Source organism: Tessaracoccus oleiagri (assembly GCF_900103275.1).
Lineage (GTDB): Bacteria > Actinomycetota > Actinomycetes > Propionibacteriales > Propionibacteriaceae > Arachnia > Arachnia oleiagri.
The window spans coordinates 859,102-883,075 of sequence record NZ_FNGP01000001.1 but is presented as its reverse complement, the minus strand read 5'-3'; the positions used below and the strand labels follow the sequence as shown (position 1 = coordinate 883,075).

The window sequence follows — 23,974 nt, the reverse complement described above, 5'->3', positions numbered from 1 at the left end:
GGCGGCGCGGCGGGCATCCGACGCGCCGCCCTCGCGTTCTCGGGGCAGATCGATCAGACGACCGCAACCGTTGCGGGCATCGTAGGGGCTGGCTGCGCTATTGCCTCGGCGGGGCCCTTCCGCCGCAGCACGGCCATCAGGTAGAGCGCGTAGCCCACACAGACGACAGTGGTGGCAGCGAGCATGATCAGGTCTGCCGTGGGGTCACCCAGGGTGATGTTCCCGCTGATGTTGAGCAGCGCATGGAACACGATAAGCGGGACGATGGTCCCGGTGACGACGAAGAGCAGCGCCAGGACGATGCCGAGGACCACGCCGAAGCCGACCTGGATGGCCTGCTCTAGCGGTGTCATCCCACGGGCGAGGTTCACCACGTGTCCGATGCCGAAGGTGACGCCCGAGATCACGATCGCGCGCGTGAGCGTGCTGGTGCGCTGGATGCCACGTAGCAGCATTCCCCGGAAGATGAGTTCCTCGAGGAAGCCGACACAGACCATCAGCACGATGATGAGCAGTACTGCCGTGAAGGTGAGATCTTCCTTGAATCCTTTGGTGAATTGCAGTGAGACGATCAGGAGGAGCGGCAGGTATAGCAGCATCGACTGGAAATCCTCTCGACGTAGCGGGCGGACACCGTAGTAACCCAGCCAGCCACGTCGCCGCAGATCGACAACCAACCACAACGAAAGCAGGACCAGGAGAGCACTAGTCACCGAGTTCGGCTCTCCTGCCATTTCAGAGAGCAAGTCGCCCACGTTGACCGTGATGACGTAGATGGCGATCCACGCCACCGCGTGCCAGACGGGATATTTCTCCTGCAACGTGACCACAGTCACACACCCCCAAACGGACGGGCGAACCCAGTTGTCCACCTTCGACCAGCATGAATACTACGCCCCGTAGGACTGGCCCGCGGCATGTCCGGTCATACCGGAACCGAGCGGATCGAGTTGGTGCCATGGGTCCTCGTCTGGCGGGCGCCATGGATCCGGCTCGGGGCAGACTGGTCCCTCGTCGGGTGGTGGGGCCGTCAGGTCTTGGAGGCGGAAGCGGGGGTGTTGTCGTGGCCTGCGGGCCGGGTCGACGTGGCGCGGCGGGACGAAGACCGGTCTGCCGGTGGCCTCGTCGATGGTGACCTCCCACTGCCACTCGGGTGCCCGCTCGGGGTCCGGCTCGACCAGCCGGTGATGGTGCGGGCAAAGGAGCACGAGATTCTGCAGCGACGTGTCCCCGCCGGCCCACCACGGCTGGATGTGGTGCGCCTCGCAGGCCGCGGGCCGGGCGGTGCAGTGCGGGAACACGCAACCCTGGTCCCGATGCGTCAGCGCCGCCCGCAGCCCCTTGGGGACGAGCCGGTACTCCCGGCCCACGTCGAGGGGCTGGGAGTCGGAGCCCAGGACGAGCGGGATGAGGCCGGCGTCGCACGCCATCCGACGCGCCTCCCCCGCCGACAACGACTCGTCGCCGAACCCGAACACGCCTGCGGCGCCGAGCCCGTCGGTGAGAAGGGACAACGGCAGCGTGATCTGCACGTGGGGACGGTCCCCGCCCTGAGCCGGGACCTCGCCGGAGGCGGCCGCGATCCCCGCCAAGCGCATCAACGCATCCGCCCGGCGGGTCTCCGGGCCCGGCACCTCCCCGCCCTCGTCAACGTATGACGACGCGGGTGGCATCAGCGCATCTAACTGCGCCTGCAGCAGCGCGGCGTCGGCCGTCGGGAGCTGGCCCGACAGGCGCATCGAGCCGTGATGGTCCGGAGTCATCTTGAACGCGCGGCCGGCCTTCGCGAGCCGCTCCTCACGCTCCAGGCGGGTGGCTTCGAGTTCGTCGGCGCCGTCGGGGTCCAGCAGTTCCCACATCCGAAGTGCCGCGACGGTGAGCTCCGCTGGCCCGAGCTCGTCGCAGAAGGTCAGGAGTTGCCGCTGGCACCGCTCGAGGTCGTGGCGGCCGAGCGCGGAAGGGAGGCGCTTCAGCCCGGTAATGATCGCCTCCGCCTGCGCGACCGAGATCGCTCCTTCGGCCAGCGCGTCGGCGAGGACCCAGAACCGGTCCGCGAGGTCCCTCCCCAACCGGAGCACGCCGGAGGCCTGGCCGCTGGTGGTGCGCGGCGAGTTGCGAACCTGGTCCACCGCGGCCGCAGCCCCCGCAGCTTGCGCTTCCCCGATCAACTGCAGCCGCAGCCCGGCAAGCCGCGCCTCCGCGACCTCCAGCCGAGCCAACACCGCCTTCACCTCGGCCACGTCCTCCTCGCCGCCGATCCGAAGCGCGCGAAGATCCGACAGCGCGGCATCGATCGCGCCCTCCAGACTCCGCAGTGAATCGCTCATGTGGTCTATTAGATCAGCCACCTCTGACAAAAGGCGTTCCCGACCGGACCGCATCAGAAATTCTCTTTGAGCAGTTCTGAGCCCACGGTCAGTGGATCGAATTGCGGACAAATGACGTGCCGGACCAATTGGGCCACCGGGCGATGCAGCGACACTTCCTCGGCAGTCATGACGGTGGCAGTATGGGCCGGGTGAAACGAACTTGCCACCTGCCAAAAGTCGAAAAACCTGCTGAATACGGCAGGTAAATCGGACGGAGGCAGGTAAACCAATCCGGCGCAAACAAACCCGCAGACCATAGGGAGGATGGATGGGCACCTATCTCGCGTTCCTGCGGGCGATAAACCTGGGGGCGAACCGCAAGTTCCCGAAGGCCGACATCCAGCGCGTGGTCGAGGGAGTTGGCTTCACTGACGTCGAGACTCACATCAACACCGGCAATGTGCGGTTCTCCACCTCCATGCGCTCGCGGGCGCGGATCGAGGAGGCACTGGAGCGCGCCTTCCTCGCCGACCGCGGTTTCGAGGTGCGCACCATCGTCTTCACGCCCAAGGAGTTCGCCGAGATCGCGCGGGTCGGCGCTGAGCTCCGCGCGGCGCGGCCTGCGGTCGAGCGCCAGTACGTCGAGTTGCTCAAGGACGAGCCGACAAAAGATCAGGCAGCCGCGCTGGAGGCCACGAGCACACCGACCGGCGAGGTCGTCGTACGCGGCCGCGCAATCCACGTGCTCCTCACGCCCGAGCATCAGGGCAACACCGTCGTGGCGGCTGCCGCCGCCGCACTGGGCGTGACCACCAACCGCAACTTCAACGTCATCGACACCATCGCGCGGAAGTGGTGCTGAGGATCAGTCCCCGGCGACCGTACGGCGGATGATCTCCTTGATCGCCTCCGGGTCGTTGGGTGCCTCGACGGTGTGCCGCCGCTTGTCCTCGAGCCCGACGAAGCGCTCCGGCCGGTCCGGCACGATGCCCACCGCAGCCTCGATCGTCTCCGAGAACTTCACCGGCAGCGCGGTCTCGAGGACCGCCGTCACCCCCTCCCCGAGCGCACGCGCGACGTGCAGGGCGTCCGCCGTGTGCGGGTCGACGAGCCCCTCGCCGGCCTCGTGGACGCGGCGGATCGTCGTCAGCCGGTCGGCGTGGGTGGAGTGTCCGGCGACGAAGCCGAACCGGTCGCGCAACCGGAGGAAGGCCGGGTCGCCGGAGAGGTCGAAGAACCCGTCGGCCTGCAGCCTGTCGACGAACAGCTCGCGCGTCCGCTCCGGGCTGCGTCCGACGAGGTCGAACACGAACCGCTCGAAGTTGGAGGCCTTGGAGATGTCCATCGACGGTGAGCTCGTCTGGAGCGCGCCCGGCCGCGGCCGGTAGACGCCGGTGGTGAAGAACTCCTCGAGCACGTTGTTCTCGTTGGTCGCCAGCACCAACTGCGTGATCGGCAGCCCCATCTCGCGGGCGATGTGGCCGGCGGCGATGTTGCCGAAGTTCCCCGTCGGCACCGTGAAGCTCACCCGGGCGGCCGGGCCCTCGGCGTCGGTGATCCTGAGCCAGGCGGCGACGTAGTAGACGATCTGCGCGAGCAGCCGGGCCCAGTTGATGGAGTTGACCGCGCCCAGCGAATAGTCCGCCTTGAACGCGGCGTCCGCGTTGACGGCCTTGACGATGTCCTGGCAGTCGTCGAACACCCCGTCGACGACGATGTTGACGATCGCGGGGTCGTCGATGGAGAACATCTGCGCCTGCTGGAACTCGGACATCCGGCCGGCGGGCGACAGCATGAAGACGCGCACGCCGGGCTTGCCGAGCATCGCGTACTCGGCCGACGAGCCCGTGTCGCCGGAGGTGGCGCCGAGGATGTTCAGTTCCTGGCCGCGGCGGCCGAGCTCGTAGGCGAACAGCTCGCCGAGCAGCAGCATGGCCATGTCCTTGAACGCCGCCGACGGGCCGTTCGACAGGTGCACCAGCCAAGTGCCGTCCGACATCTCCGTCACCGGCACCACGTCGGGGTGCGCGAACTTCTCCGGCGCGTACGCGCGCTCGCAGATGCCGCGGAGGTCCTCATCGGGGATGTCGTCGACGAAGAGCCGCACCACCTCGTACGCAAGGGCGGCGTACCCGTCGCGGCGGAGCAGCCGGCTCCACACCTCGAGCTGCGCCGCGTCGACGCTCGGGTAGGTCTCGGGCAGGTAGAGGCCGCCGTCGGGGGCTAGGCCCTCGAGCAGGATGTCGGTGAACCGGCGCGGGCCGGCGCCCCTCGTCGAAAAGTAACGCACGCCGCCAGCCTACTCAGCGGCCCGTCGGCGCCACCACCATACGAATCCAAGCAGTGGGACGGCCACCACCCCCATGGCGACGTACGGCGGCATCAGGTCCTGCAGCGGCGGGAGCATCGTGAAGCCGGCCAGCAGCAGCCACCACGCCAGGCGCCACTCGTCGCGGAGCTTCGCGAACGCGTAGAACGGGATGATCCACGTGAGGTACCACGGCTGGAGCGCCGGGCCGAGCGCCCCGAACGTGAGCAGCGACAGGATCAGGAACAGCCAAGGGCGGCCGGCGTCGTCGGCCTTCGGCCCGATCCACACGTACAGGGCGACGATGGCGCCCACCATCAGCACGAGCGACACGGTGGTCACCGTGGCGTTGACCGTCTCCACCTCCGCGAGCTCGTGGTAGCGGCCGAACGAGGCAACCCACGACAGCGGCGCGTTGCTCGTCGCCGAGATGGGGTTTCCGGCGGTCGAGGCGGTCCAGCCGAACCCGAGCCCGCTCGCCAGGGACACGACGAGGAAGGTGACGATCGTCGTCGAGCCCGGCACCACCGCGGTCCCGAGCAGTCGCCACCAGCCCCGGCGGCCGTCTCGCAGCCGGGACTCCCAGGCGACGGCCACCAGGCCCAGCCCCGCCAATGCCGCCGACTGCTTGATCCCCATGCCCAGCCCGAGGGCGATGCCGCCGAGCGCGAGCGACCACCAGTCGCGCCGCACCATGAGGACGGCCGCCACCGCGACCAGCGCGATCATGAGCGCGTCGTTGTGCACACCACCGACCCACTGCACCAGCAGGATCGGGTTGGCCACGCCCCACCACCAGGCGAGCCGCCGCGAGACGCCGTAGTGACCGGCCAATTTCGCCACCGCCCACGCCAGCACGACGAACGCCACGACGTTGGGCAGCCGCATCCCGACGGCGGCCCAGTACGGGTGGAAGTCGAACAGCCGCGCCACGAGCCCGAAGATCTCCAGCGACAGGCTGGGGTACACCGACGTCGTCTCGAACCAGTGCACGCCCACCAGCAACCCGGAGGTGCCGGCGTCGCCGGAGGGCACGAGGTACGGGTTCTGACCGTGCGCCATCAGCCACCCCTGGGCGGCGTAGCTGTACGCGTCGCGGGAGTGCAGCGGCAGCACGAACAGCAGCGGCAGCGACCAGATCGACGCCGCGAGGAGGGGGCGACGGTAACCGGGCCCCAGCTGCCACCACGCCAGCAGCAACAGCAGGTGCGCCGGCAGCTGCACCATCGGCCGCCACCACGTCGCCCGCCGCTCCAGCAGTCCGGGCGCGTCGAAGAACTGGGCCGCCACGACGAGCAGCACCGCCAACAGGCCGGTCAGGATCCATGCCGCGGGGCGACCTGTGGTCCGCACTGGCATGAGCTTCCGTCCTAGTTTCCGGCAACAAAGCCGAGCTTAGCGGCGGGGATCACCGCACGTCGGGACGGATCTGTTGTCTGCGCCCCCCGCGACGTACCCTGACGGAATGCAGCTGAAAATGTGCAGCGTCCACGTGACGGATCCGGCGAGCGCCCACGAGTTCTACACCGGCAAGCTTGGATTCGAGACTCTGGTGGCGATGCCCGAGGGCATGCTCTTCGTCGTGCACGCGCCCGGCCAGGACGTCGGGCTCCTGCTCGAGCCCAGCGATCCCGAGATCGCCGAACCGTACCGCGCCGCCGTCTACGAACGCGGCCTTCCTGCCATCGTCTTCGGCTCCGACGACCTCGACGCCGACATCGCGCGCCTCCGCGAGGCCGGCGTGAGCGTCGTCGGCGACGTGATGACCGACCCGTCCGGCCGCTCCGTCCTCATCGACGACGAGCACGGCAATTACGTCCAGCTCCACGAAAGCGTCTCATGACCCACCGCACCGTCATCATCGGCTCCGGCTTCGGGGGCCTGTTCGCGTCCAAGGCGCTCAAGGGCGTCGAGACCGACATCACCCTCATCGCGAAGACCACCACCCACCTCTTCCAGCCGCTGCTGTACCAGGTGGCCACCGGCGTGCTCAGCGAGGGCGAGATCGCCCCCACCACCCGCGAGATCCTCCGCCGGCAGAAGAACGTCGGCGTGCTCCTCGGCCTGGTCGAGAACGTCGACCTCGAGCAACGCAAGGTCTACTGGCGCTTCCACGACTCCCGCCACGAGACCGAGTACGACTCGCTGATCGTCGCCGCGGGCGCCGGGCAGTCGTTCTTCGGCAATGACCACTTCGCCACGTACGCCCCCGGCATGAAGACCATCGACGACGCCCTCGAGCTGCGCGCGCGCATCCTGAAGGCGTTCGAGATGGCCGAGTTCCTGGAGGGCGAGGACCGACGACGTGCCCTCACCTTCGTCGTGGTCGGCGCAGGGCCGACCGGCGTCGAGATGGCCGGCCAGATCCGCGAGCTCGCCGCGGCGACCCTCGCCAAGGAATTTCGCAACTACGACCCCCGCGACGCCCGCGTCATCCTGGTCGACGCCGTCGACCAGGTGCTGCCGGCGTTCGGCGAGAGCCTCGGCAAGGAGACCGAGCGGAAGCTCGAGAAGCTGGGCGTCGAGGTGAGGCTCGGGGCGTTCGTCACCGACGTCACCGACGCCGGCGTCACGCTGAAGTTCAAGGACGGGCGCGAGGAGCACATCGAGTCGTTCTGCAAGGTGTGGGCGGCGGGCGTCCAGGGCAACGAGCTCGGCAGGACGTTGGCCGAGCAGAGCGGCGCCGAACTCGACAGGGCGGGGCGCGTCGTCGTGAACGAGGACCTCACCATCCCCGGGCACCCCGAGGTGTTCGTGATTGGCGACCTGATGAGCTTCCCCGGCGTCCCGGGCGTGGCGCAGGGCGCCATCCAGTCCGCCAAGCACGTCGCGAAGACCATCGCCGCCGACGTGGAGGGCAAGCCCCGGCCGGGGCCCTTCAAGTACCGCGACCGCGGCTCGATGGCCACGATCGCGAAGTTCTCGGCCGTGGTGAAGGTCGGCAAGTTCGAGATCACCGGCTTCATCGCCTGGGTGATGTGGCTGTTCCTCCACCTGCTCTACATCGCCGGTTTCAAGCAGCGCGTCACCACGCTGCTGAGCTGGGCGCTCACGTTCATCAGCAACGGACGCTCCCAGCGGGTGGTCACGAACCAGCAGCTGATCGGCCGCCTCGCGATCGCGCGCCTCGGCAAGGGCAGCTCCGCCAAGCTGATGCGCGGCGAGCCGCCGCAGGAGGACTGACCGGGCGAAACCCCAGCCCGCCGCCGCGCCGCCCACTAGCGTGGACCCATGTTGAGATCGTTCGTCAGGGGTTTCCGCGACGTGGCGCTGCTGCTCGCCCGGATAGCGATCGGGGCGATCCTCCTCGCGCGGGGCTGGTACCGCTGGCAGGTGAGCGGGGTGCAGGCGCAGCAGGACGTCCTGGAGCAGGCCGACCTCCCCGCCACGCAGGCCCTCGCCTGGCTCGTCACCGCGTTCGAACTCGCGGGCGGCGTGCTGCTGATCTTCGGCCTGGGGACCCCCCTCGTCGGGCTCGGCATGCTGGTCCTGAACGGTGGGGTGGCGTGGTACCGCAAGTGGGACAACGGTCTCTACCAGCACGAGGGCGGCTACGAGTACAGCCTGGCGCTCGCCGCGATCGGGCTCCTGTTCCTGGCGTTCGGGTCGGGGCGCCTCGGCGTCGACAACCTCTTCCGCGTGCCCGGGGAGCGCCGCTCGAAGGTCGACACGACCCATGCGCCGCCTCCGCCGCCACCGCCCCCGCTGGAACCCAATGAGGAGACGGTGTTTCACAGGAAACCCACAGCGAACCCATAGCCCGGACCCTGTCGGTCGTGCCACAGTGGTGGCATGGCCACCTCCGAACCTCTGCGCCGCCCGGACGGCACGCCGATCCGGGTCCTCACCGTCGACGATGAGCCCAGCCTGATCGAGCTGCTCGCGATGGCCATGCGCTACGAGGGCTGGGACGTCTCCACCGCCACGACCGGCACCGAGGCCGTGAAGGTGGCCCGCGAGGTCGGCCCCGACGCGATCGTCCTGGACATGATGCTCCCCGATTTCGACGGCCTCGAGGTGATGCGCCGCATCCGCGCCGACCAGCCCGACGTGCCGGTCATCTTCCTCACCGCCCGCGACGGGGTGTCCGACCGCATCGCGGGGCTCACCGCCGGCGGCGACGACTACGTCACCAAGCCCTTCTCGCTGGAGGAGGTGATCGCGCGGCTCAGGGGTCTGCTCCGCCGGACGGGCGCGACGACGATCCGCCCGGACTCGCAGCTGATCGTCGGCGACCTCATCCTCGACGAGGAGTCCCACGAGGTGACCCGCAGCGGGGAGCCGATCCACCTGACCGCCACCGAGTTCGAGCTGCTGCGGTTCCTGATGCGCAACCCCAAGCGGGTCCTCAGCAAGGCGCAGATCCTCGACCGCGTGTGGAGCTACGACTTCGGCGGCCAGGCGAACGTCGTCGAGCTCTACATCTCCTACCTGCGCAAGAAGATCGACGCCGGCCGAGACCCGATGATCCACACCATGCGCGGCGCCGGGTACGTGCTCAAACCGGCGGGCACATGAGACGCACCCTCGAGCGCCAGATCCAGACCCGGGTGGCGCTCACCACGGCCGTCATGGCGCTGCTGCTCGCCGCCATGACGATGCTCGTGGCCCAGAACCTGCTGATCAACCAGCTCGACCGCGACATCCAGTCCATCCCGCTGCGCGTCCAGGGCGGCGGGCCGAACGTGCGCAACCCCGGCATCCCGGTGGGCACGATCCTCGTCGGGCAGTCCCACAACGGCACGCTCTACGCCAGCCTGGTGGGCCGCGGTGACGTCAGCGAGGTCCGCGAGGGGGTGAGCGCGCTCCTGGAACTCCCGCCCGGCGAGCAGACCGTCCACATCCCGACGCTCGGTCGCTACCGCGTGAACGTGGAACACGGCATGGGCTCGAGCATCCTCGTCGTGGGACTCCCGACCGCCGGCATCGACCGCACGATGATCGCGCTGAGCATCTCGGCGCTGTCGATCTCGGTGCTCGCCGTCCTCGGCACGGTGCTCATCACCCGGACGCTCATCAAGCGCGCCACCCGTCCGCTCGACTCCCTCACCCACACCGCCGAGACCGTCTCCCAGCTCCGTCTCGACCGCGGCCCCGTCGCGGTGCCGCGCGTCGGGATCGACGACCTGCCGCCCGAGCACGAGGTGGCGCGCGTGGGCAGCGCCTTCAACCACATGCTCGACAACGTCGAGCACGCGCTGGGGGCCCGCGAGGCGTCGGAGCAGAAGTTGCGGCGCTTCGTCGCCGACGCGTCCCACGAACTCCGCAACCCACTCGCCGCCATTCACGGCTACTCCGAGCTGGTGGAGGGGCACGCCGAGGGCCTCGACGAGAACACCACCTTCGCGCTGGGCCGCATCTCCGCCGAGTCCCGGCGGATGCGCAAGCTGGTGGACGACATGATGATGCTGGCCCGGCTGGACTCCCAGCAGCAGCAGGCCCCCGTCCCCGTCGACGCGGTCGAGGTGGTGCTGAACGCCGTCTCCGACGCGCGGGCCTCGTCGGTGGACCACGTGTGGCGGCTGTCGCTGCCCGACGAGCCGGTCGTGGTGCTGGCGGGCGCGGACCAGTTGCAGCAGGTGATGGTGAACCTCCTCAGCAACGCGCGCAACCACACGCCGCCCGGCACCACCGTGTTGACGGAGGTGACCCCGTCGGGCGTCATCACGGTCACCGACGACGGACCGGGCATCAGCCCCGACGTGCTGCCGCGCGTGTTCGAGCGGTTCACCCGCGCCGACGACGCCCGCCGCCACAGCGAGGCGCACTCCACCGGGCTCGGGCTCGCGATCGTGAAGGCGCAGGTGGAGTCGTTCGGCGGCCAGGTGCGCGTGGAGTCGCGGCCGGGCCGGACGCAGTTCGGCGTCCGGCTACCCCTGGCGAACCTGCCCGCCGATGCTCAGTAGTCGCCCTCGGCGGTGGCCCCGTCGAGCACCGCGCGCGAGCCGGACAGCCCGAAACGGGTTGCGCCGGCGTCGACCATCGCCGCCGCGGTCTCGAAGTCGCGGATGCCGCCGGAGGCCTTGATCCCGAGGCGCCCGCCTACGGTGCGGGCCATCAGCTCGACGGCGTGGACGCTGGCGCCGCCGGCGGCGTGGAAGCCGGTGGAGGTCTTCACGTAGTCGGCGCCCGCGGCCTCGGCGGCCCGGCAGGCGGCGACGATCTCATCATCGGTCAGCGCCGCCGACTCGATGATCACCTTCAGCAGCCCACCGGTGGCCTCACGGACGGCGCGGATCTCCTCCTCGACGGCGTCGGCCCGGCCCTCCTTGAGGAGGCCGATGTTGATCACCATGTCGACCTCGTCGGCACCGTTCGCGGTGGCCTCGCGGGCCTCGGCGGCCTTGATGGCGGCGGAATGGTTGCCCGACGGGAAGCCGCAGACGGTGGCGACCTTCACGTCGCCGAGCTCGTCAGTGATCGGCAGCATCGACGGCGACACGCAGATCGAATAGGTGCCCAGCTCCCGGGCCTCGGCGACGAGCGCCGAGACCTGCGCGCGGGTGGCGTCGGTCTTCAGGAGGGTGTGGTCGATCAGCTTCGCCAGATCGTCGCGGGAAATGCTCATGGGACAGAGACTAGCGCCGCCATCCGGGCCGTGGTGGTGCGAGGTACGCGGACTCACTAGGCTCAGGTCATGCTGCTCAGCGACCGAGACATTCTGCAGGGTGCCGACGAGGGTGCCATCGCGCTCGACCCGTGGGATCCCGCCATGGTCCAGCCCTCGAGCGTCGACGTGCGCCTCGACAAGTACTTCCGCGTCTTCGAGAACCACCGCTACCCCACTATCGACCCCGCCCTGGAGCAGCCCGAACTCACGCGGCTCATCGAGGTGCCCGCGGGCGAGCCGTTCGTGCTGCACCCCGGCGAGTTCGCGCTGGCGTCGACGCTCGAGCTGGTCACGCTGGGCACGACGGTGGCGGCGCGGCTGGAGGGCAAGTCGTCGCTCGGCCGCCTCGGCCTGCTGACCCACTCCACCGCCGGCTTCATCGACCCCGGCTTCTCCGGGCACGTGACGCTCGAGCTGTCGAACATGGCGACGCTGCCGATCAAGCTCTGGCCCGGCATGAAGATCGGCCAGCTCTGCTTCTTCCGGCTGAGCTCCGAGGCGCTGCACCCGTACGGGTCGGACAAGTACGGGTCGCGCTACCAGGGCCAGCGGGGGCCGACGCCGTCGCGCTCGCACCTGAACTTCCAGCGCACGGAGGTCTGAGCGCGGCCCCGACGGTTTTACCTGCCTGCGCACGAAAAACCTGCCGGATCCGGCAGGTTTTTTGCATGCTGACAGGCCAACCGGAAGATAGACCAGCTACAGGTGCCGGGCGGGGCGCCGGAGCACCGTGAACCAGCGGTTGCCGTAGGAGACCTGCTGCCCGTCGCGCACCCGCATCTGCACCCCGGCGGGGGCGGGCTCGAGCTCGCCGGCGGCGGTGACCACGGCGGTGCCGTTGGTGGAGCCGCGGTCGACGATGAACACGCCGCGGGGATCGGTGCCGATCAGCACGTGGGTGCGGGAGATCATCCGCCCGTCGCCGCTCGACGGGACCAAGTGCACCTCGGGGTCATCGTCGCCGCGCTGCGGGTTGCGGCCCAGGAGGACGGTGACGTTGAGATCGACCTCGCGGCCGTCGTCGAGCCGGAGGTACCAGCCCTCGTCGCCGGGGCGGCCCGAGTCCGAGTTGGGCAGCGGCGCGATCGTCGTGCCCTCGTTCTCCTCCACGTCGCCGAACTGCCGGGCGCGCACGCGGATGGACTGCGACTGCGTGGGCTCCAGCACCGAGGTGGGCGTGGGCATCGGGATCCAGCCGGCCTGCGGGGTGGTGCGCTGGGGCAGGCCCGGCTCGGGGTGCGGCGCGGGCGGGAGCGAGTTGGGCTGCGACGGGGCGGACGGCTGCCCCTGCGGCTGCCACTGCTGCGGCGACGTGTACGGCGGCACCTGCTGCGGCGCGGCCTGCGGGGGCTGCGAGTGCGGCTGCGGCTGGGACTGCGCCGACAGGGGGCGCTCCCCAAAGGCCCGCGAGTAGGCCTGCTGCACGCCCGGCCGGGGCGCCCACTCGGACTGGCGGTTGGCCTCGGGGCTGAACGCGTCGGCGAGGTGCGGCGGGAGGCCGACGGTGCTCGTCGTCGCCCTGTGCGCCCGGGTCGGCGCCTTCCTCGGCTCGGAGCCCGCCTTCGGCTGGACGAGCACGGACTTGACGGCGACGTCGTGCCACCCCTGGCGGCGCTCGTGGATCACGAGGAAGACGACGAGCGCGATGCCGCCCACGACGGTGGCCATCAGCGCCGAGAAGATCAGTTGGCGCAAGAACACGCGCCACCACCCGATGGGCTGCCCGTCAGCGAGGCCGACGAGCTGGAGGCCGGCGGCACGCGCGCCGAGACCCGCGCCGCGCGTCGCGTAGGCCCACCACTGGAACAGCCCGTAGGCGAGGCCGAGAACGGCGGCCGCGATGGTGGACACCAGCACCACGGCCGGCTCGGCGGACGAGCGGAACACCAGCCACAGCACCACGGGGATGACCAGTACCGGCACGGAGTCGATCACGAACGCCAGGAATCGGCGTCCCAATCCGGCGACCTCGTGGCCCCTCGGGATCAAACGACTCACGCAAACATCCCCTTTCTCCGGACAGGATAGTTGTCGGCGGGATCGACCATCTACTTGGTCCTCCGGAATGACTTCGTCGACAAGCCCGAGAGCACCCACTTCAGCCACCCGACGGAGCGGCGCATCCCGCCCCGGGCGGCGCCCGTCTCCCGCCAGTACTCGGACGCGACGCGCTCGGCCGGCTCGCCGGGCGCGAAGACCAGCCAGTCGGCCTCCTTCGCCAGGGCGACCAGGTCCGCCTTCTGCGTGACCCGCGGGAACGAGGCCGTCAGCTGCTCCGCCTGCTCCGACCGCGTGGCGGAGAACGACGGCGACCGGCCGAGGTCGCGCGCCTTGTCGACGAGCTCCAGCCACGCCCCCGCCACCCGGTTGGCGACCTCCGGGTCGTTGCGCCGGCGGACCCGCCGGCGCCACTTGAGGCCCAGCACCAACGCGATCGGCACGACGATCGTCAGCAGCGGGATGCCGGCGATGAGCATCATGGCCCCCACCTGCGCCCAGTCGATCGTCGTCTCCTGCGACGGCGGCTCGCCCTGGTCGATCGGCAGTTGCTCGTCGGGCGGCGGCACGTCCGGCTTCAGCGGCGGCGGTGGCGGGTTCTCGACGTACGGCTGCGGCTTCGGCGGCTCGGGCGGCTCGATGTCGTCGGCGACGCGGTCCTTCGGCGGCGTCGGGTCGAACCGCACCCAGCCGAGCCCGTCGAGGTACAACTCGGGCCAGGCGCCCACGTCGTCGCCGGTGACCTGTGGCGAGTCGTCCACCTGGTAGCCGTACAGGACGCGCGCGGGGATGCCGAGCTCGCGGGCCATCAGCGCCATCGCGACCGCGTACTGCTCGTGGTCGCCGATCATCAGCGCGGGGTCCGCGAGCAGCTCGGCGATGCGGTGCTGGGAGTGGCCGGGGACGGAGGTGACCTCGTCGGGCTGCCCGTGGCTGAAGTACCCCTGCTGGAGCTGCTCCTCGAGCCGAAGCGCCTGCGCGCCGGCGCCCGAGATGCCCTCGGTCCAGCGGAGCGCGAGCACGCGCACCTGGTCGGGCGCGCCGGTGATCCGCGGCTGCGGGATGCGGCCCGCGGTCGCCTCGCCGATCTCCGCCTTCGAGGGCCGCGTCGGGACGCGCGACTCGAGCGCGTACGCGTCACCGGCCCGCAGCCCGGCGACGTCGACCGCGGTCCCGGTGGCGTGGTTGTAGAAGAAGTTCTCACCGAGCGGGATCGACCGGTCGCCCTGGAAGCGCACAGAGATCGTGCGGCCGATTGTCGGCACCCACACCCCGTCGTAGCCGTGGACCGTGATCGACGCGTCGAGGTCCTCGCCCGGGGTGTCGTCGGCGATCCACTGGCCGACGCGCTTGAACGACGTCTCGGGCCGCACCGCCGTCTCCTTGGTGGAGACGCGGTAGGCGAGCCCGTCGTAGGTGTCGAGGGTGGCGAGGCGCACGATGTCGCCGGGCCTGGCGCCGCGCACCTCGAACAGGGTCTCCGCGCGGTGCTTGGTGATGTTGGCCCGGAACGCCTGGAGCGGCGAACGGTGCTCGGTCAACTCGATGGGGATCTCGACGTGCGCGCGCAGGTTGTCGCGCTCCGCCGTCCCGGCCAGCACCGGGGCCAGCGCGACGCCGGCACCCCCTGCCACCAACAGCATCGCGAGCGCCAGCCCGACCCGCACCGGCTTGAACGTGATCCGGGAGTCGGAGAGGTGGTCGCGGACGGTCTGCCGGCGCCACGTCGTCCACACGAGGACGACGACGAAGAACGCCAGCCCGCTCGGGACCGGCCAGAGCGCCACCGTCGCGCCGAACAGCGCGGCGACGAGGTAGCCGACCGCCGCCGGCACCCAGGCGAGCATCGGCCGGGCGGAGCGGAGCGAGATCGTGTAACCGAGGAGGCCCAGCAGGTAGCCGATCAGCGCGGGCACGACGAGGAGGTTGAACGTCTCGCCGATGGGCGGGTCGAGCGTCAGCATGTCGCGCCAGGCGGTGACGGGGCCGACGACGAGGCCCATCAGGGTCCGCCAGGTGGGCACGACGTAGCCGATCGTCGACGACGGCATCGCCAAGGGCCCGCCGAGGAGCAGCCAGCCCATGACCGCCGCCAACACGGTGCCCCCGACCGGCCACTGCCGCACGGTCCCGACGAACGCGATCCCCATGCCGAGCGCCGCGAACCCCAGGACCGCGACGAACAGCTGCGCGGTCCCGTAGACGGGCAGGAACGCCAGGCACACCAGCGCGCCGAGCAGCAGCAGGGCGACCGCGTCGACGATCGCCCACCGCGTGCGGTGTACGGACCCGCGCCACGGGGTGTCCGGCGCGGCGGCCCTCCTGGCCCTGGTCACTCCATCGACCTCCGCATCGCGCGCGGGAGGTCCTCGAGCGTCCCCACCTGGTTGACCGTGACGCTGCCCACCTTGCGGTTGCGCAGTTCCTCCCCGGTGGCGACCCGGATGCCGATGAACCGGGTGTCGACGTCGAAGCGGGCGCTCGCGTGGCGCACGTCGGCCATGGACGCGGTCGACCCGGTGACGAGGATCGCGATCGACGCGCCAGGCTCGCGCTGGGTGGCCGTGTACGCGAGGTCGGCGACGCCGCCGCGGGCGGTCTGCTCCACCAGCGACAGCTCGTCGAGCGTGCCGCCCGGCGTCAGCGTGGTGAGCCGCTCCTTCGAGGTGAGGATCACCAGCGGCGACTCGCCGTAGAGGGTCTGGAGCGCGATCGACGCGACGACGGAGACCGCGAGCTCGAACTCGTCCTCGTCGATGTAGGAGGTGCGGCCGGTGTCGAGCGCGACCAGGACCCGCGACATCCGCGACTCCTCGAACTGCCGCACCATCAGCTCGCCGGCCCGGGCCGTCGACTTCCAGTGGACGTGCCGGCGGTCGTCGCCCGGGACGTAGGGCCGCAGGGCGTGGAAGTTCATGTCGGCCGACGTGATGTGCGGGCTCGCGTGCCCCTCGAGGTCGTGCACGAACCCGGTCTGCCGGCCCGGCAGCCGCACGGTGCGCGGGTGGACGTAGACCTCCAGCTCCTCGGTCCAGCGGGTCTCCCGACCGGCGAGCGAGAAGGGGTCGCCCTGCACGGAGTTCGCGGGCCCGACGACGACGAGGCCGCGGCGGCTCGTCGGGATCCGGAAGGTGAAGCGCTCCACCTGCCGGGGCGCCATGATCGGCAGCGAGAAGCTGGCCTGCTGGCGGCCGACGGGGAGGTCCAGCCGGGAGCCGAAGTGGCGGCGGGCCGCCTCGTTGCTGACGAGGACCTCGCCGGTGGCCCGGTCGCCCACCACGACCGTCCGGTCGGAGAGCCGGAGCCCGACGGCGAGGTTCGGCTTCCCGATCGTGAACAGCAGCGCGATGGCGACAGTGACCACGGCGACGATGCCGGCGACGACCAACTCCAGCCAGCCGAGGACCAGCCCAGCGGCGAGCGACACCACGCCGAGCAGGAGGCACACCCAGCCGGCGGTGCGCATGCCGAGCGCCTGGCTGGCCCGGCGGTAGGCGTCGCGCAAGGCGGCGCCCGAGGGCGGGTCAACCGCCTCGGGCACCTCCCATCGCGTGGCCGTGGTGGACATCAAGCGGTGGCACGCTCCGTCGGCGGTGGCACGGCACCGACGACCTGGGCCATCACGTCGACGGCCTGGACGCCGCTGAACTCCGCCTCGGGGTCGAGGATCATGCGGTGCGCGAGGCACGGGATGGCCAGGATCTTGATGTCGTCGGGGGTGACGAAGTGCCGGCCCACGGACGCGGCCCAGACGCGGGAGGCGCGCACCAGCGCCAGCGCGCCTCGAACGGAGACCCCGAGGCGGACGTCATCGGCGTGACGGGTGGCGTCCACGAGCCGGGTGATGTAGTCGAAGATCGACGCCTCGATGTGGACGGCGCCGGCCAGCTGGGCCATCTCGGCCACCTGCTGGCTGGTCACCACCGCCGGCAGCGCCGTCGAGCGGGGACGCGAGCCGCCCGTTGCGAGGATGCGCATCGTCGCCTCGTGGTCCGGGTAACCGAGCGTGGTCTTCATGAGGAAGCGGTCGAGCTGCGCCTCGGGCAGTCGGTAGGTGCCGGCCTGCTCGATCGGGTTCTGGGTCGCGATCACCATGAACGGGTTGCCGACCGGGTAGGACTGCCCGTCGACGGTGACCCTGGACTCCTCCATGACCTCGAGCAGCGCCGACTGCGTCTTCGGCGAGGCCCGGTTGATCTCGTCGGCCAGCACGATCGACGCGAAGATCGGGCCCTGGTGGAACTCGAACTCGGCCGACTTCTGGTCGTAGATCGTCACGCCCGTCACGTCGGAGGGCAACAGGTCCGGGGTGAACTGGATCCGGCTGTGCGTGCCCTGGACGGACTGGGCGATCGCCCTCGCCAGCGAGGTCTTGCCCGTGCCCGGGAAGTCCTCGAGGAGCAGGTGGCCCTCCGCGAGCATGCAGGTGACCGCGAGCCGGATGGCCTCCGTCTTGCCCATGATGACGCGTTCCACGTTGCCGACGATGTTCGCGAAGTTCTCGCTGAACCAGCGTGCTTGTTCTGGATTCACTTGACCGCTTTCTCCGTCACCCGGGGATCGTTCTGGACCATTCGGCCGTGTTGTTGTTGATGCTGCACTCGACGTACACCAGCTCCCGGTAGAGGACGACCTCCGCCGCCGGGTCGATGGGGAACGCCTCGTCCATGTGTATCGTGCCCTCGGCGTTGGGCCGCAGCTCCTTCAGGAGCTCCCGGCCGCCGCCCCAGTGATCGTAGACGTTGCAGGCGCTCGAACCGTACGCATAGCGGACGGTGACGATGAAGTTGTCGCCGCTCTTCTCGAAGCGGGAGACCTGGGGGACCGTGACGTCCTTCGAGTAGAGGGTGCTGTGCCGCCAGGACTCGTTGGTGCCGGGGACGGTGCCCGTCCAGCCCTGGTGCACCGTCGTCGTCTCCCCCGCCGGCAGGCTCGCCGACGACTGGTCCTTGTAGTCGCCGGTGTGGACGTAGTAGTGGCCGCTGGTCCACCCGCCGGACGCCGCCGACCCGGGGTTCGGGTTGATCCCGATGCGCACCCGGTCGGGCGCGACGGTCACCAGCTCGCCCAGTGGCTGCTCGAGCGGCCGGGAGCTGAGCGGCGTCATGGTGGGCAGGTTGCTCACCGACGACGTGCGCTGGTCGGTGGAGTTGGTGAGCACCGCCCTGACGCTGAGGTTCACTGGCACGCCGGGAGTGAAGTCCTGGGCCGTCCCGAGGTAGTCCCCGACGGGGGTCAGCCGCCGCCAGCTGGAGCCGCCGGCGCGCGCGTACTCGTAGGTCAGGCCGGCACCCTCCTTGTTGCGGACCTCCGGCGAGTTGAGCTTCAGGAGCATGCCGCCCGCGTACTCGGGCGTGGTGATGGCGGACAGGAGCTGCACCGACGGCGTGGGCCAGGCCACGATCGCCTCCGGGGTCTCCCCCACCGCGACGCTCGAGTGCAGGTTCTCGGCCACGACGCGGAACCGGACCGCGCTCTCGCCCCAGTTGCTGAACGTGACCGTCGACTGCGCGGGCGCGGGGTACGGCACCTGGCGGCGGGCGTCCTCGCGCACGTTGGAGCCGGTCATCGGCACGACGTACACCCTCATCGCGGGATCGCCGTTCGGGTCCAACCCGGCCGTGTTCACCTCGACGCTGAAGCTGCCGCCGATGCTGTCCTTCACCGGCGCAGCGCTCACGGTGACTGAACCCTTCGGCGGCCCCACCGGGAACATCGGCGACGTGCGCGTCGACTCGGGCGAGTCGCCGGCGTTGTTGGTGGCGACCACCCCGAAGACGTAGTTGCTGCCGTTCGTCAGCCCCGTCCAGGTGTGGCTGAAGGTCGACCCCGACAGCGCCTTGCGGCCGACCTCCGCGCCGTCGGCGTTGTACAGCACCAGCGTGTACTGCGTCACGGGGCTGCCCTGGTTGTTCATGTTCTCGAACGGGGCGGGCTGCCACTGGACGGTGAGCGACTGGTCGCCGCGGGTGACCTGCGGCTGCGGCGGGGCGAGCGGCTTCACGTCGGGGGTGTAGGGGGCCGACTGCGGGGACGGCTCCGAGGGGCCGAGCTTGTTGAACTCGACGACGCTGAGCGTCCACGGCACGTTGTTCCGCAGCCCGGTGACGGTGCAGGTGGTGCCCGGGCAGTCCTGCTGCACGGGCGAGCGGCCGGGCGCGGTGGCGGTGACGACGCGTCGCTCGATCGGGTGCCCGTTGGTGCTGCCCGGCTGGTACTCGAAGCGGATCTGCGCGTCGCCCGGCTCGCCGCCGAACGGCGCGGAGGGGGCGCTCGGCACGTCGGTCACGGTGACGCGGATGCTGCCGTCCTGCCGCCGCGCCGGGTCGCCGGTCGCGTCCATGACGGTGTAGCTGGCGGTCAGGGTGCCGACGAAGCCCTCCGACGGGGTGATGGTGACCACGTCGTCGCGGACCTCGACGGTGCCCTCCCCGGAGAGGATGCGCGCGCCCTCGACGGCCAGGGTCTTGTCGTTCAGGTGCGAGGTGTCGTTCGCCAGCACGGGGACGGTGACCGGCCGGCCGGACTGCGCCTCGTCGACGACGTCCGTCACCGTGGTGGTGAGCGGCATCCGCGACGAGGTCATCTCGAGCAGGACCTCGAACTGGCGCGCCGCGCCGCCGGCGTCGCGGACCTCTCCGCGGAGCCGACGGGTCATGCCCGCCTTCGCGGTGATGGGCGCCTCTGCCACGACGACCGAGTTGTTGGCCTCTGAGCGCCAGGTGATCGGGGCGTCGCCGCCCGCGTCGGCGAGGTCGAGGAAGAAGATGTCGTGGCCCTCGGGGTCGCGGAACAGCGGCATCAGGGACAGGCGGAACTCCCCCTCGTCGGGCCCGACGAGCAGCCGCGGCTGCGTCACCTGCTCGGGCGCGAGGTTCGACACCTGCTGCGGCCCGGACTGGTTGCTCTGGCTGCGCGCGGCCTTCACCTCCACGGGGATGGTCACGTACGCGCGCTTGGCGGTCCGGTCGCCCTCGGGGACGACGTCGATGACCTCGAACACCACCGCGGCGGGGCCCCGGTAGTCGACGTGCGGGGTGAACTCGACGCCGCCGGTCGCGGGAACCGCGCTCCCGGTGGTGGCGGCGATGGTGTCGGTGCTGGTCAGTTTCACCGCGCGGCCGTCGGTGCCGACGAGCAGGTCCTCGAAGCTGATGTGGGCGGGCTGCCCGGCCGTGGCCTCCAGCGTGCGGCTCGGGTCGCGCACGAGCGGCACGGCGTCGTCGGTGCCGGGGATGGTGACGAGGCCGAAGCTGGACTCGCCGTCGCCGTCGACGAGCCGGTACCGCACCTGCTGCATGCGGGCCCCGACCGGCACGGTGAGCAGGCCGCCCTCGCTGATGCGGGCCGCGCGCTCGTCGTCGGCGTCCGCCTCTGGCAGTTCGATGCGCAGCCGCTCGTGGGAGCCGTCCGGGTCGAAGTCGTTGGCCCGCACGTCGACCTCGACGAAGTCCTTGTCGATGATCTCGCCCACGGCGACGATGTCGTCCCGCGCCACGGGGGGCAGGAGCGGGGCCTCCTCGTCGACCGTGATCGCGAAGGTGCCGTTGCCGTACTGCTCGCGGAGGTCCTGGAGGCGGTAGGTGCCGGTGTAGACGCCGGGCTCGGAGATGGGGTCGACCTTGATCTCGCGCTCGTTGACGATCTCGGCGTGCAGGGTGTCGTCGTCCATGGACACCGGGTCACCGGCGGCGAACGCGAACCCGTCGCCCTCGATGTCGTAGTCGTTGGCCAGCGCCGCGATCTGGATCGGGCGCCCGGGCCGGACCCGCACGTCGTCGTGGACCCCGATCGGGGGCTCGTTGATGTTGCCGGGCGGGGCGATGCCGATCTTGACCTGCCCGCGGCCCACCTGGCCGTGCGCGTCGACCACCTCGTAGTGGAAGGTGTCGGTGCCTTGGCTGGAGGGGAAGGCCTCGTAGGTGAGGTACTTCTCGCCCACCTCGGTCACGCGCCCGAGCCCGGGCCCCGAACCCAGGCCGACGAGGCGCACCGCGTCGCCGTTGGGGTCGATGCCGTCGAGCCGGACCGGGATGCGGGTGAGCGAGCCGGAGAGCACGCGGTCGACGACGTCGTGTGGCGTGGGCGCCTCGTTGGCGGCGTCCTCGCTGACGACCGTGACCGCGAGCGTGGCCGACGCGACGTTGCCCTCGGTGTCCGTCACCTCGTACGGCAGCGCGATCTGCTGCGACTGCGAGCCTGCCGGGATCTCCACCCGGATCGTGTCGCCGTCCACCCAGGCGCCCTGCCCCAGCGGGTTCTCGAGGATGCGCGTGAGGCCGAGCCCGAGCCCGATCGGCGACGTGTCGTTCTCCAGCACGTGGGCGGTGGCGACGCTGCCGGCGCGGACCCGGATGTCGTCGTCCACGGCCTTGGGCTGCACGGAGCCGGTGTTCCTCGTCGGGATGACGACGATCGTGCCGCGGGCGGTGTGGCGCCCGTCGGAGACGACGTACTCAACCGTGACGGGCGCGTCGGGCTGCGAGTTGGCCGAGATGGTCATCAGGTGGCGCCGCTCCATGACCACCTTCAGCGACGGGTCGGCGCTGAAGGACTGCACGACGAGCACGTCGCCGTCGACGTCGGTGTCGTTGAGCAGCGGGTCGATGAACACCGAGCCGCCGGGCGGGAGGAGCGCGACGTCGAGCGCCGCGATGGGCGGGTTGTTCGTGCCGGTCTCGACGACGTCGATCCGCACCACGCCCGTGGCGACGGGGCCGCTCTGCACGTTGTAGGTGAGGTAGTGGGTGCCGGCCTGCGTCGCGGAGAAGGAGAACCAGCCCTCGTTGTAGTTCGAGACCACGTTGCAGGCGCTGCAGTCGCCGGCCTCCACCTCGGTGAGGATGAGGTTCTCGCCGATGTCGTTCTCCAGAGGCCGCACCACGACGGTCTGCCCGACGGGCACCGTCGCGAAGTCGCCGTTGGCCAGCGGCGGGACGAGGTCCTCGACCACGTTGACGAGCAGCTCACCCATGGACTCGGTCTGGCCGTCGGAGACCGTGAGGTTGATCTTCTTCACCCCGGGGGTCTTGCCGACGTCCTGGTAGGTGATGGTGCCGTCGGGGGTGAAGCTCACGAGGTCCTCGGCGCCGGGCGGGAGGGCGGCGGCCTCGAGGATCAGCGGGTCCCCCTCGGGGTCGCGCCAGTCGAGCAGGACGCGCTTGGTGAACTTGCCGCCCAGCCGCACCGACATGGGCTGCGCGAGCTCGAACGGGTAGGGTGCCTTGTTCTGCTTCGCCGCGTCGGGGTCGGCCACCGTGACGGTCACGGAGGCGGAGTCGCGGAACTCCCCGTCGCTGATCTCGTAGGAGAAGGTGAGCGTGCCGGCGGTCGTCTCCGGCGGGATCGTGATCTGCAGCCCCGCGCCGCCGCGGACGATCTGCAGCGACGCGCCGTCGATCTCGGCGGGGGCGCTGATCGTCAGGATGTCGCCGTCGGGGTCCGAGTCGTTGTCGAGGACCTGCAGGATCGTCGCGCGGCCCTTCCGGGCGGTGAGCTGGTCATCCTGCGCGACCGGGGGCCGGTTGTCCTGGGAGCGGTCGGGCGGGGTGTTGGTGAGCGGCGCGTCCGGTGGCGGCGGCTGGTCCGTCGTCTCGGGGACGAGGTCGTCCCAGCGGTCGATTCGGGCCATGTCCTGGTCCACGAGCCAGACCACGCCGGTGAGCGCCTCGTTGAGCGCGACGGTGCGGCGGTTGACCTGGAACGACAGCGTCGAGGTCGCGGTGCCGTCGTAGCCGGGGATGGTGCGGATCTCGGGCTCGGCGTCGGGGCAGCGCTTCACGAACTGGTCCCCGAACGCGCCGTAGACGCAGTCGCCGAGCTGGACGGGGGTCACCGGTGCGGCCGCCAGCTGGCCGGACAGCGACCGCGGGCCGTCCTGCGTCACCCCGATGAGCCCGGCCTGGGTGGCGTACACGGCACGCACGCCCTCGGCGCCGCCCAGCGCCTCCGCCGACGGCGGGGCCAGCCTCGCCGAGGAGGCGCCCGACACGTCGAACGCCTGCGGCATGCCCTCCACCCAGATGCGGCCCGACGCTCGGTCGAGCACGACGGCGAGGTCGCCGACGGCACTCAACTCCGCCCCGCCGAGGCGGCCCGCGTCGAGCGTGAACGGCAGGTTGGTGCGCACGACCTCCCCGTCCACCTGCCGCAGCAGCTGCGACGCGCCCACGTCGAGGCCGATGAGGTCCCCGTCCGCGGTGAGGGTGGCCGTGCCGTTGAGGCCGACCTCGAGCTGCGCCTTGTCGCGCTGGAGGTCCATGGCGAGCACGTCGGTGGCCTCGCCGGACCAGACGCGGCCGTTCTGCGGGCTGTTGATGAGGAGCTTGGACCCCACGAGCTGCACCTCCGCGCCCACCGGCAGCGTCATGGGCGACTCGAGCCGGTTCCTGCTCGGCGTGTACTGCGTGAGGGTGCTGGACTCCTGGCCGTGGATCAGCACCAGGTCCTCGTGTTGCAGGATCGACGACTCCGAGTCGCCGACGCTCGTGGCGGCGGTGAGCTCCTCGATCTGCGTGTTGACGGTGCCGACGAGGCCCTGGTCGCGCTTGACGGCGTAGACGGTGCCCTCGTCGAGGTGCACGTCGGTCTCGACCAGCCCGGGATTGGCGTACGCCGCGATCCCGAGCGCGAGGGTCAGCACGGCGACGACGATCCACTGCCACCCCCGGCGCAGGAAGCGTCCGAAGAGGCGCGCCCCGCGGGAAGGGTGCTGCTCGACCACCGGGCCCCTGGCTGCTGCTGGCACCG

Annotated in this window: 17 protein-coding genes; 7 read left to right on the top strand and 10 right to left on the bottom strand. The window is 70.6% G+C overall.

What is annotated here, in order from left to right:
• Positions 1 to 53: 53 nt before the first annotated feature.
• Together BLR46_RS04000 and BLR46_RS03995 are read right to left on the bottom strand one after the other, a co-directional pair.
• Positions 54 to 830 (bottom strand): CPBP family intramembrane glutamic endopeptidase, encoded by a 777-nt coding sequence (locus tag BLR46_RS04000; protein WP_143008206.1) that lies wholly within the window; start codon positions 828 to 830, stop codon positions 54 to 56.
• 60 nt (positions 831 to 890) lie between these two features.
• Positions 891 to 2,327: an HNH endonuclease signature motif containing protein gene (locus tag BLR46_RS03995; RefSeq protein ID WP_176761649.1), complete on the bottom strand. Its 1,437-nt coding sequence runs from the start codon at positions 2,325 to 2,327 to the stop codon at positions 891 to 893.
• A 310-nt stretch (positions 2,328 to 2,637) separates the two neighbouring features.
• On the opposite strand from BLR46_RS03995, the gene BLR46_RS03990 reads away from it, so the two are divergent.
• A complete protein-coding gene (locus BLR46_RS03990; RefSeq protein WP_093249069.1) occupies positions 2,638 to 3,171 on the top strand; it encodes a DUF1697 domain-containing protein in 534 nt (177 codons plus the stop codon).
• A gap of 3 nt (positions 3,172 to 3,174) precedes the next feature.
• On the opposite strand, the gene thrC is transcribed toward BLR46_RS03990, so the two are convergent.
• The gene (gene thrC, locus BLR46_RS03985; RefSeq protein WP_093249067.1) at positions 3,175 to 4,599 is read right to left on the bottom strand and encodes a threonine synthase; all 1,425 of its coding nucleotides are present in this window, start codon (positions 4,597 to 4,599) and stop codon (positions 3,175 to 3,177) included.
• Positions 4,600 to 4,608: 9 nt separating this feature from the next.
• Complete coding sequence (gene mptB / locus BLR46_RS03980) at positions 4,609 to 5,976, bottom strand: polyprenol phosphomannose-dependent alpha 1,6 mannosyltransferase MptB (protein WP_093249066.1); 1,368 nt, start codon at positions 5,974 to 5,976, stop codon at positions 4,609 to 4,611.
• A 106-nt stretch (positions 5,977 to 6,082) separates the two neighbouring features.
• On the opposite strand from mptB, the gene BLR46_RS03975 reads away from it, so the two are divergent.
• The 5 genes from BLR46_RS03975 to BLR46_RS03955 are packed head-to-tail and all read left to right on the top strand — an operon-like array spanning position 6,083 to position 10,523.
• Positions 6,083 to 6,460 carry a VOC family protein gene (locus tag BLR46_RS03975; protein WP_093249064.1) on the top strand — a complete coding sequence of 126 codons (378 nt, stop codon included), beginning with the start codon at positions 6,083 to 6,085 and terminating at the stop codon, positions 6,458 to 6,460.
• Positions 6,457 to 7,800, top strand: coding sequence for an NAD(P)/FAD-dependent oxidoreductase (locus tag BLR46_RS03970; protein ID WP_093249063.1), 1,344 nt, complete (start codon positions 6,457 to 6,459; stop codon positions 7,798 to 7,800). Before BLR46_RS03975 ends, BLR46_RS03970 begins: the two co-directional genes overlap by 4 nt.
• Before the next feature lie 48 nt (positions 7,801 to 7,848).
• On the top strand, positions 7,849 to 8,376 hold the full coding sequence (locus BLR46_RS03965) for a DoxX family protein (RefSeq protein WP_093249061.1): 528 nt from the start codon (positions 7,849 to 7,851) through the stop codon (positions 8,374 to 8,376).
• Between the two features lie 33 nt (positions 8,377 to 8,409).
• On the top strand, positions 8,410 to 9,135 hold the full coding sequence (locus tag BLR46_RS03960) for a response regulator transcription factor (protein WP_093249059.1): 726 nt from the start codon (positions 8,410 to 8,412) through the stop codon (positions 9,133 to 9,135).
• A complete protein-coding gene (locus BLR46_RS03955; RefSeq protein ID WP_093249058.1) occupies positions 9,132 to 10,523 on the top strand; it encodes a sensor histidine kinase in 1,392 nt (463 codons plus the stop codon). The genes BLR46_RS03960 and BLR46_RS03955 overlap by 4 nt, the downstream gene beginning before the upstream one ends.
• On the opposite strand, the gene deoC is transcribed toward BLR46_RS03955, so the two are convergent.
• On the bottom strand, positions 10,517 to 11,185 hold the full coding sequence (gene deoC / locus BLR46_RS03950) for a deoxyribose-phosphate aldolase (RefSeq protein WP_093249056.1): 669 nt from the start codon (positions 11,183 to 11,185) through the stop codon (positions 10,517 to 10,519). The two genes, BLR46_RS03955 and deoC, sit on opposite strands and share 7 nt — an antisense overlap.
• 69 nt (positions 11,186 to 11,254) lie before the next feature.
• Here deoC and dcd point away from each other — a divergent pair, with 69 nt between their 5' ends.
• Positions 11,255 to 11,830, top strand: a complete 576-nt coding sequence (dcd, locus tag BLR46_RS03945; RefSeq protein ID WP_093249055.1) for a dCTP deaminase — start codon at positions 11,255 to 11,257, stop codon at positions 11,828 to 11,830.
• Between the two features lie 96 nt (positions 11,831 to 11,926).
• Here the strand turns inward: dcd and BLR46_RS03940 are convergent, their stop codons facing one another.
• The 5 genes from BLR46_RS03940 to BLR46_RS03920 are packed head-to-tail and all read right to left on the bottom strand — an operon-like array spanning position 11,927 to position 23,972.
• Positions 11,927 to 13,225, bottom strand: a complete 1,299-nt coding sequence (locus BLR46_RS03940) for an RDD family protein (RefSeq protein WP_176761648.1) — start codon at positions 13,223 to 13,225, stop codon at positions 11,927 to 11,929.
• A 50-nt stretch (positions 13,226 to 13,275) separates the two neighbouring features.
• Positions 13,276 to 15,561: a transglutaminase domain-containing protein gene (locus BLR46_RS03935; protein WP_093249052.1), complete on the bottom strand. Its 2,286-nt coding sequence runs from the start codon at positions 15,559 to 15,561 to the stop codon at positions 13,276 to 13,278.
• Positions 15,558 to 16,793: a DUF58 domain-containing protein gene (locus BLR46_RS03930; protein WP_093249050.1), complete on the bottom strand. Its 1,236-nt coding sequence runs from the start codon at positions 16,791 to 16,793 to the stop codon at positions 15,558 to 15,560. Before BLR46_RS03930 ends, BLR46_RS03935 begins: the two co-directional genes overlap by 4 nt.
• On the bottom strand, positions 16,793 to 17,758 hold the full coding sequence (locus tag BLR46_RS03925) for an AAA family ATPase (protein WP_245701475.1): 966 nt from the start codon (positions 17,756 to 17,758) through the stop codon (positions 16,793 to 16,795). The genes BLR46_RS03930 and BLR46_RS03925 overlap by 1 nt, the downstream gene beginning before the upstream one ends.
• 16 nt (positions 17,759 to 17,774) lie before the next feature.
• Positions 17,775 to 23,972, bottom strand: coding sequence for an Ig-like domain-containing protein (locus BLR46_RS03920; protein WP_143008205.1), 6,198 nt, complete (start codon positions 23,970 to 23,972; stop codon positions 17,775 to 17,777).
• Between the last annotated feature and the right edge of the window lie 2 nt (positions 23,973 to 23,974).

What these genes read in the sequence shown, in the direction of transcription:
- mptB (WP_093249066.1), bottom strand. Translation starts at nt 5,976, where the DNA reads ATGCCAGTGCGGACCACAGGTCGCCCCGCGGCATGGATCCTGACCGGC.
- BLR46_RS03930 (WP_093249050.1), bottom strand. Translation starts at nt 16,793, where the DNA reads ATGTCCACCACGGCCACGCGATGGGAGGTGCCCGAGGCGGTTGACCCG.
- BLR46_RS03960 (WP_093249059.1), top strand. Translation starts at nt 8,410, where the DNA reads ATGGCCACCTCCGAACCTCTGCGCCGCCCGGACGGCACGCCGATCCGG.
- BLR46_RS03995 (WP_176761649.1), bottom strand. Translation starts at nt 2,327, where the DNA reads ATGAGCGATTCACTGCGGAGTCTGGAGGGCGCGATCGATGCCGCGCTG.
- BLR46_RS03970 (WP_093249063.1), top strand. Translation starts at nt 6,457, where the DNA reads ATGACCCACCGCACCGTCATCATCGGCTCCGGCTTCGGGGGCCTGTTC.
- BLR46_RS03965 (WP_093249061.1), top strand. Translation starts at nt 7,849, where the DNA reads ATGTTGAGATCGTTCGTCAGGGGTTTCCGCGACGTGGCGCTGCTGCTC.
- BLR46_RS03975 (WP_093249064.1), top strand. Translation starts at nt 6,083, where the DNA reads ATGCAGCTGAAAATGTGCAGCGTCCACGTGACGGATCCGGCGAGCGCC.
- BLR46_RS03990 (WP_093249069.1), top strand. Translation starts at nt 2,638, where the DNA reads ATGGGCACCTATCTCGCGTTCCTGCGGGCGATAAACCTGGGGGCGAAC.
- deoC (WP_093249056.1), bottom strand. Translation starts at nt 11,185, where the DNA reads ATGAGCATTTCCCGCGACGATCTGGCGAAGCTGATCGACCACACCCTC.
- dcd (WP_093249055.1), top strand. Translation starts at nt 11,255, where the DNA reads ATGCTGCTCAGCGACCGAGACATTCTGCAGGGTGCCGACGAGGGTGCC.
- BLR46_RS03955 (WP_093249058.1), top strand. Translation starts at nt 9,132, where the DNA reads ATGAGACGCACCCTCGAGCGCCAGATCCAGACCCGGGTGGCGCTCACC.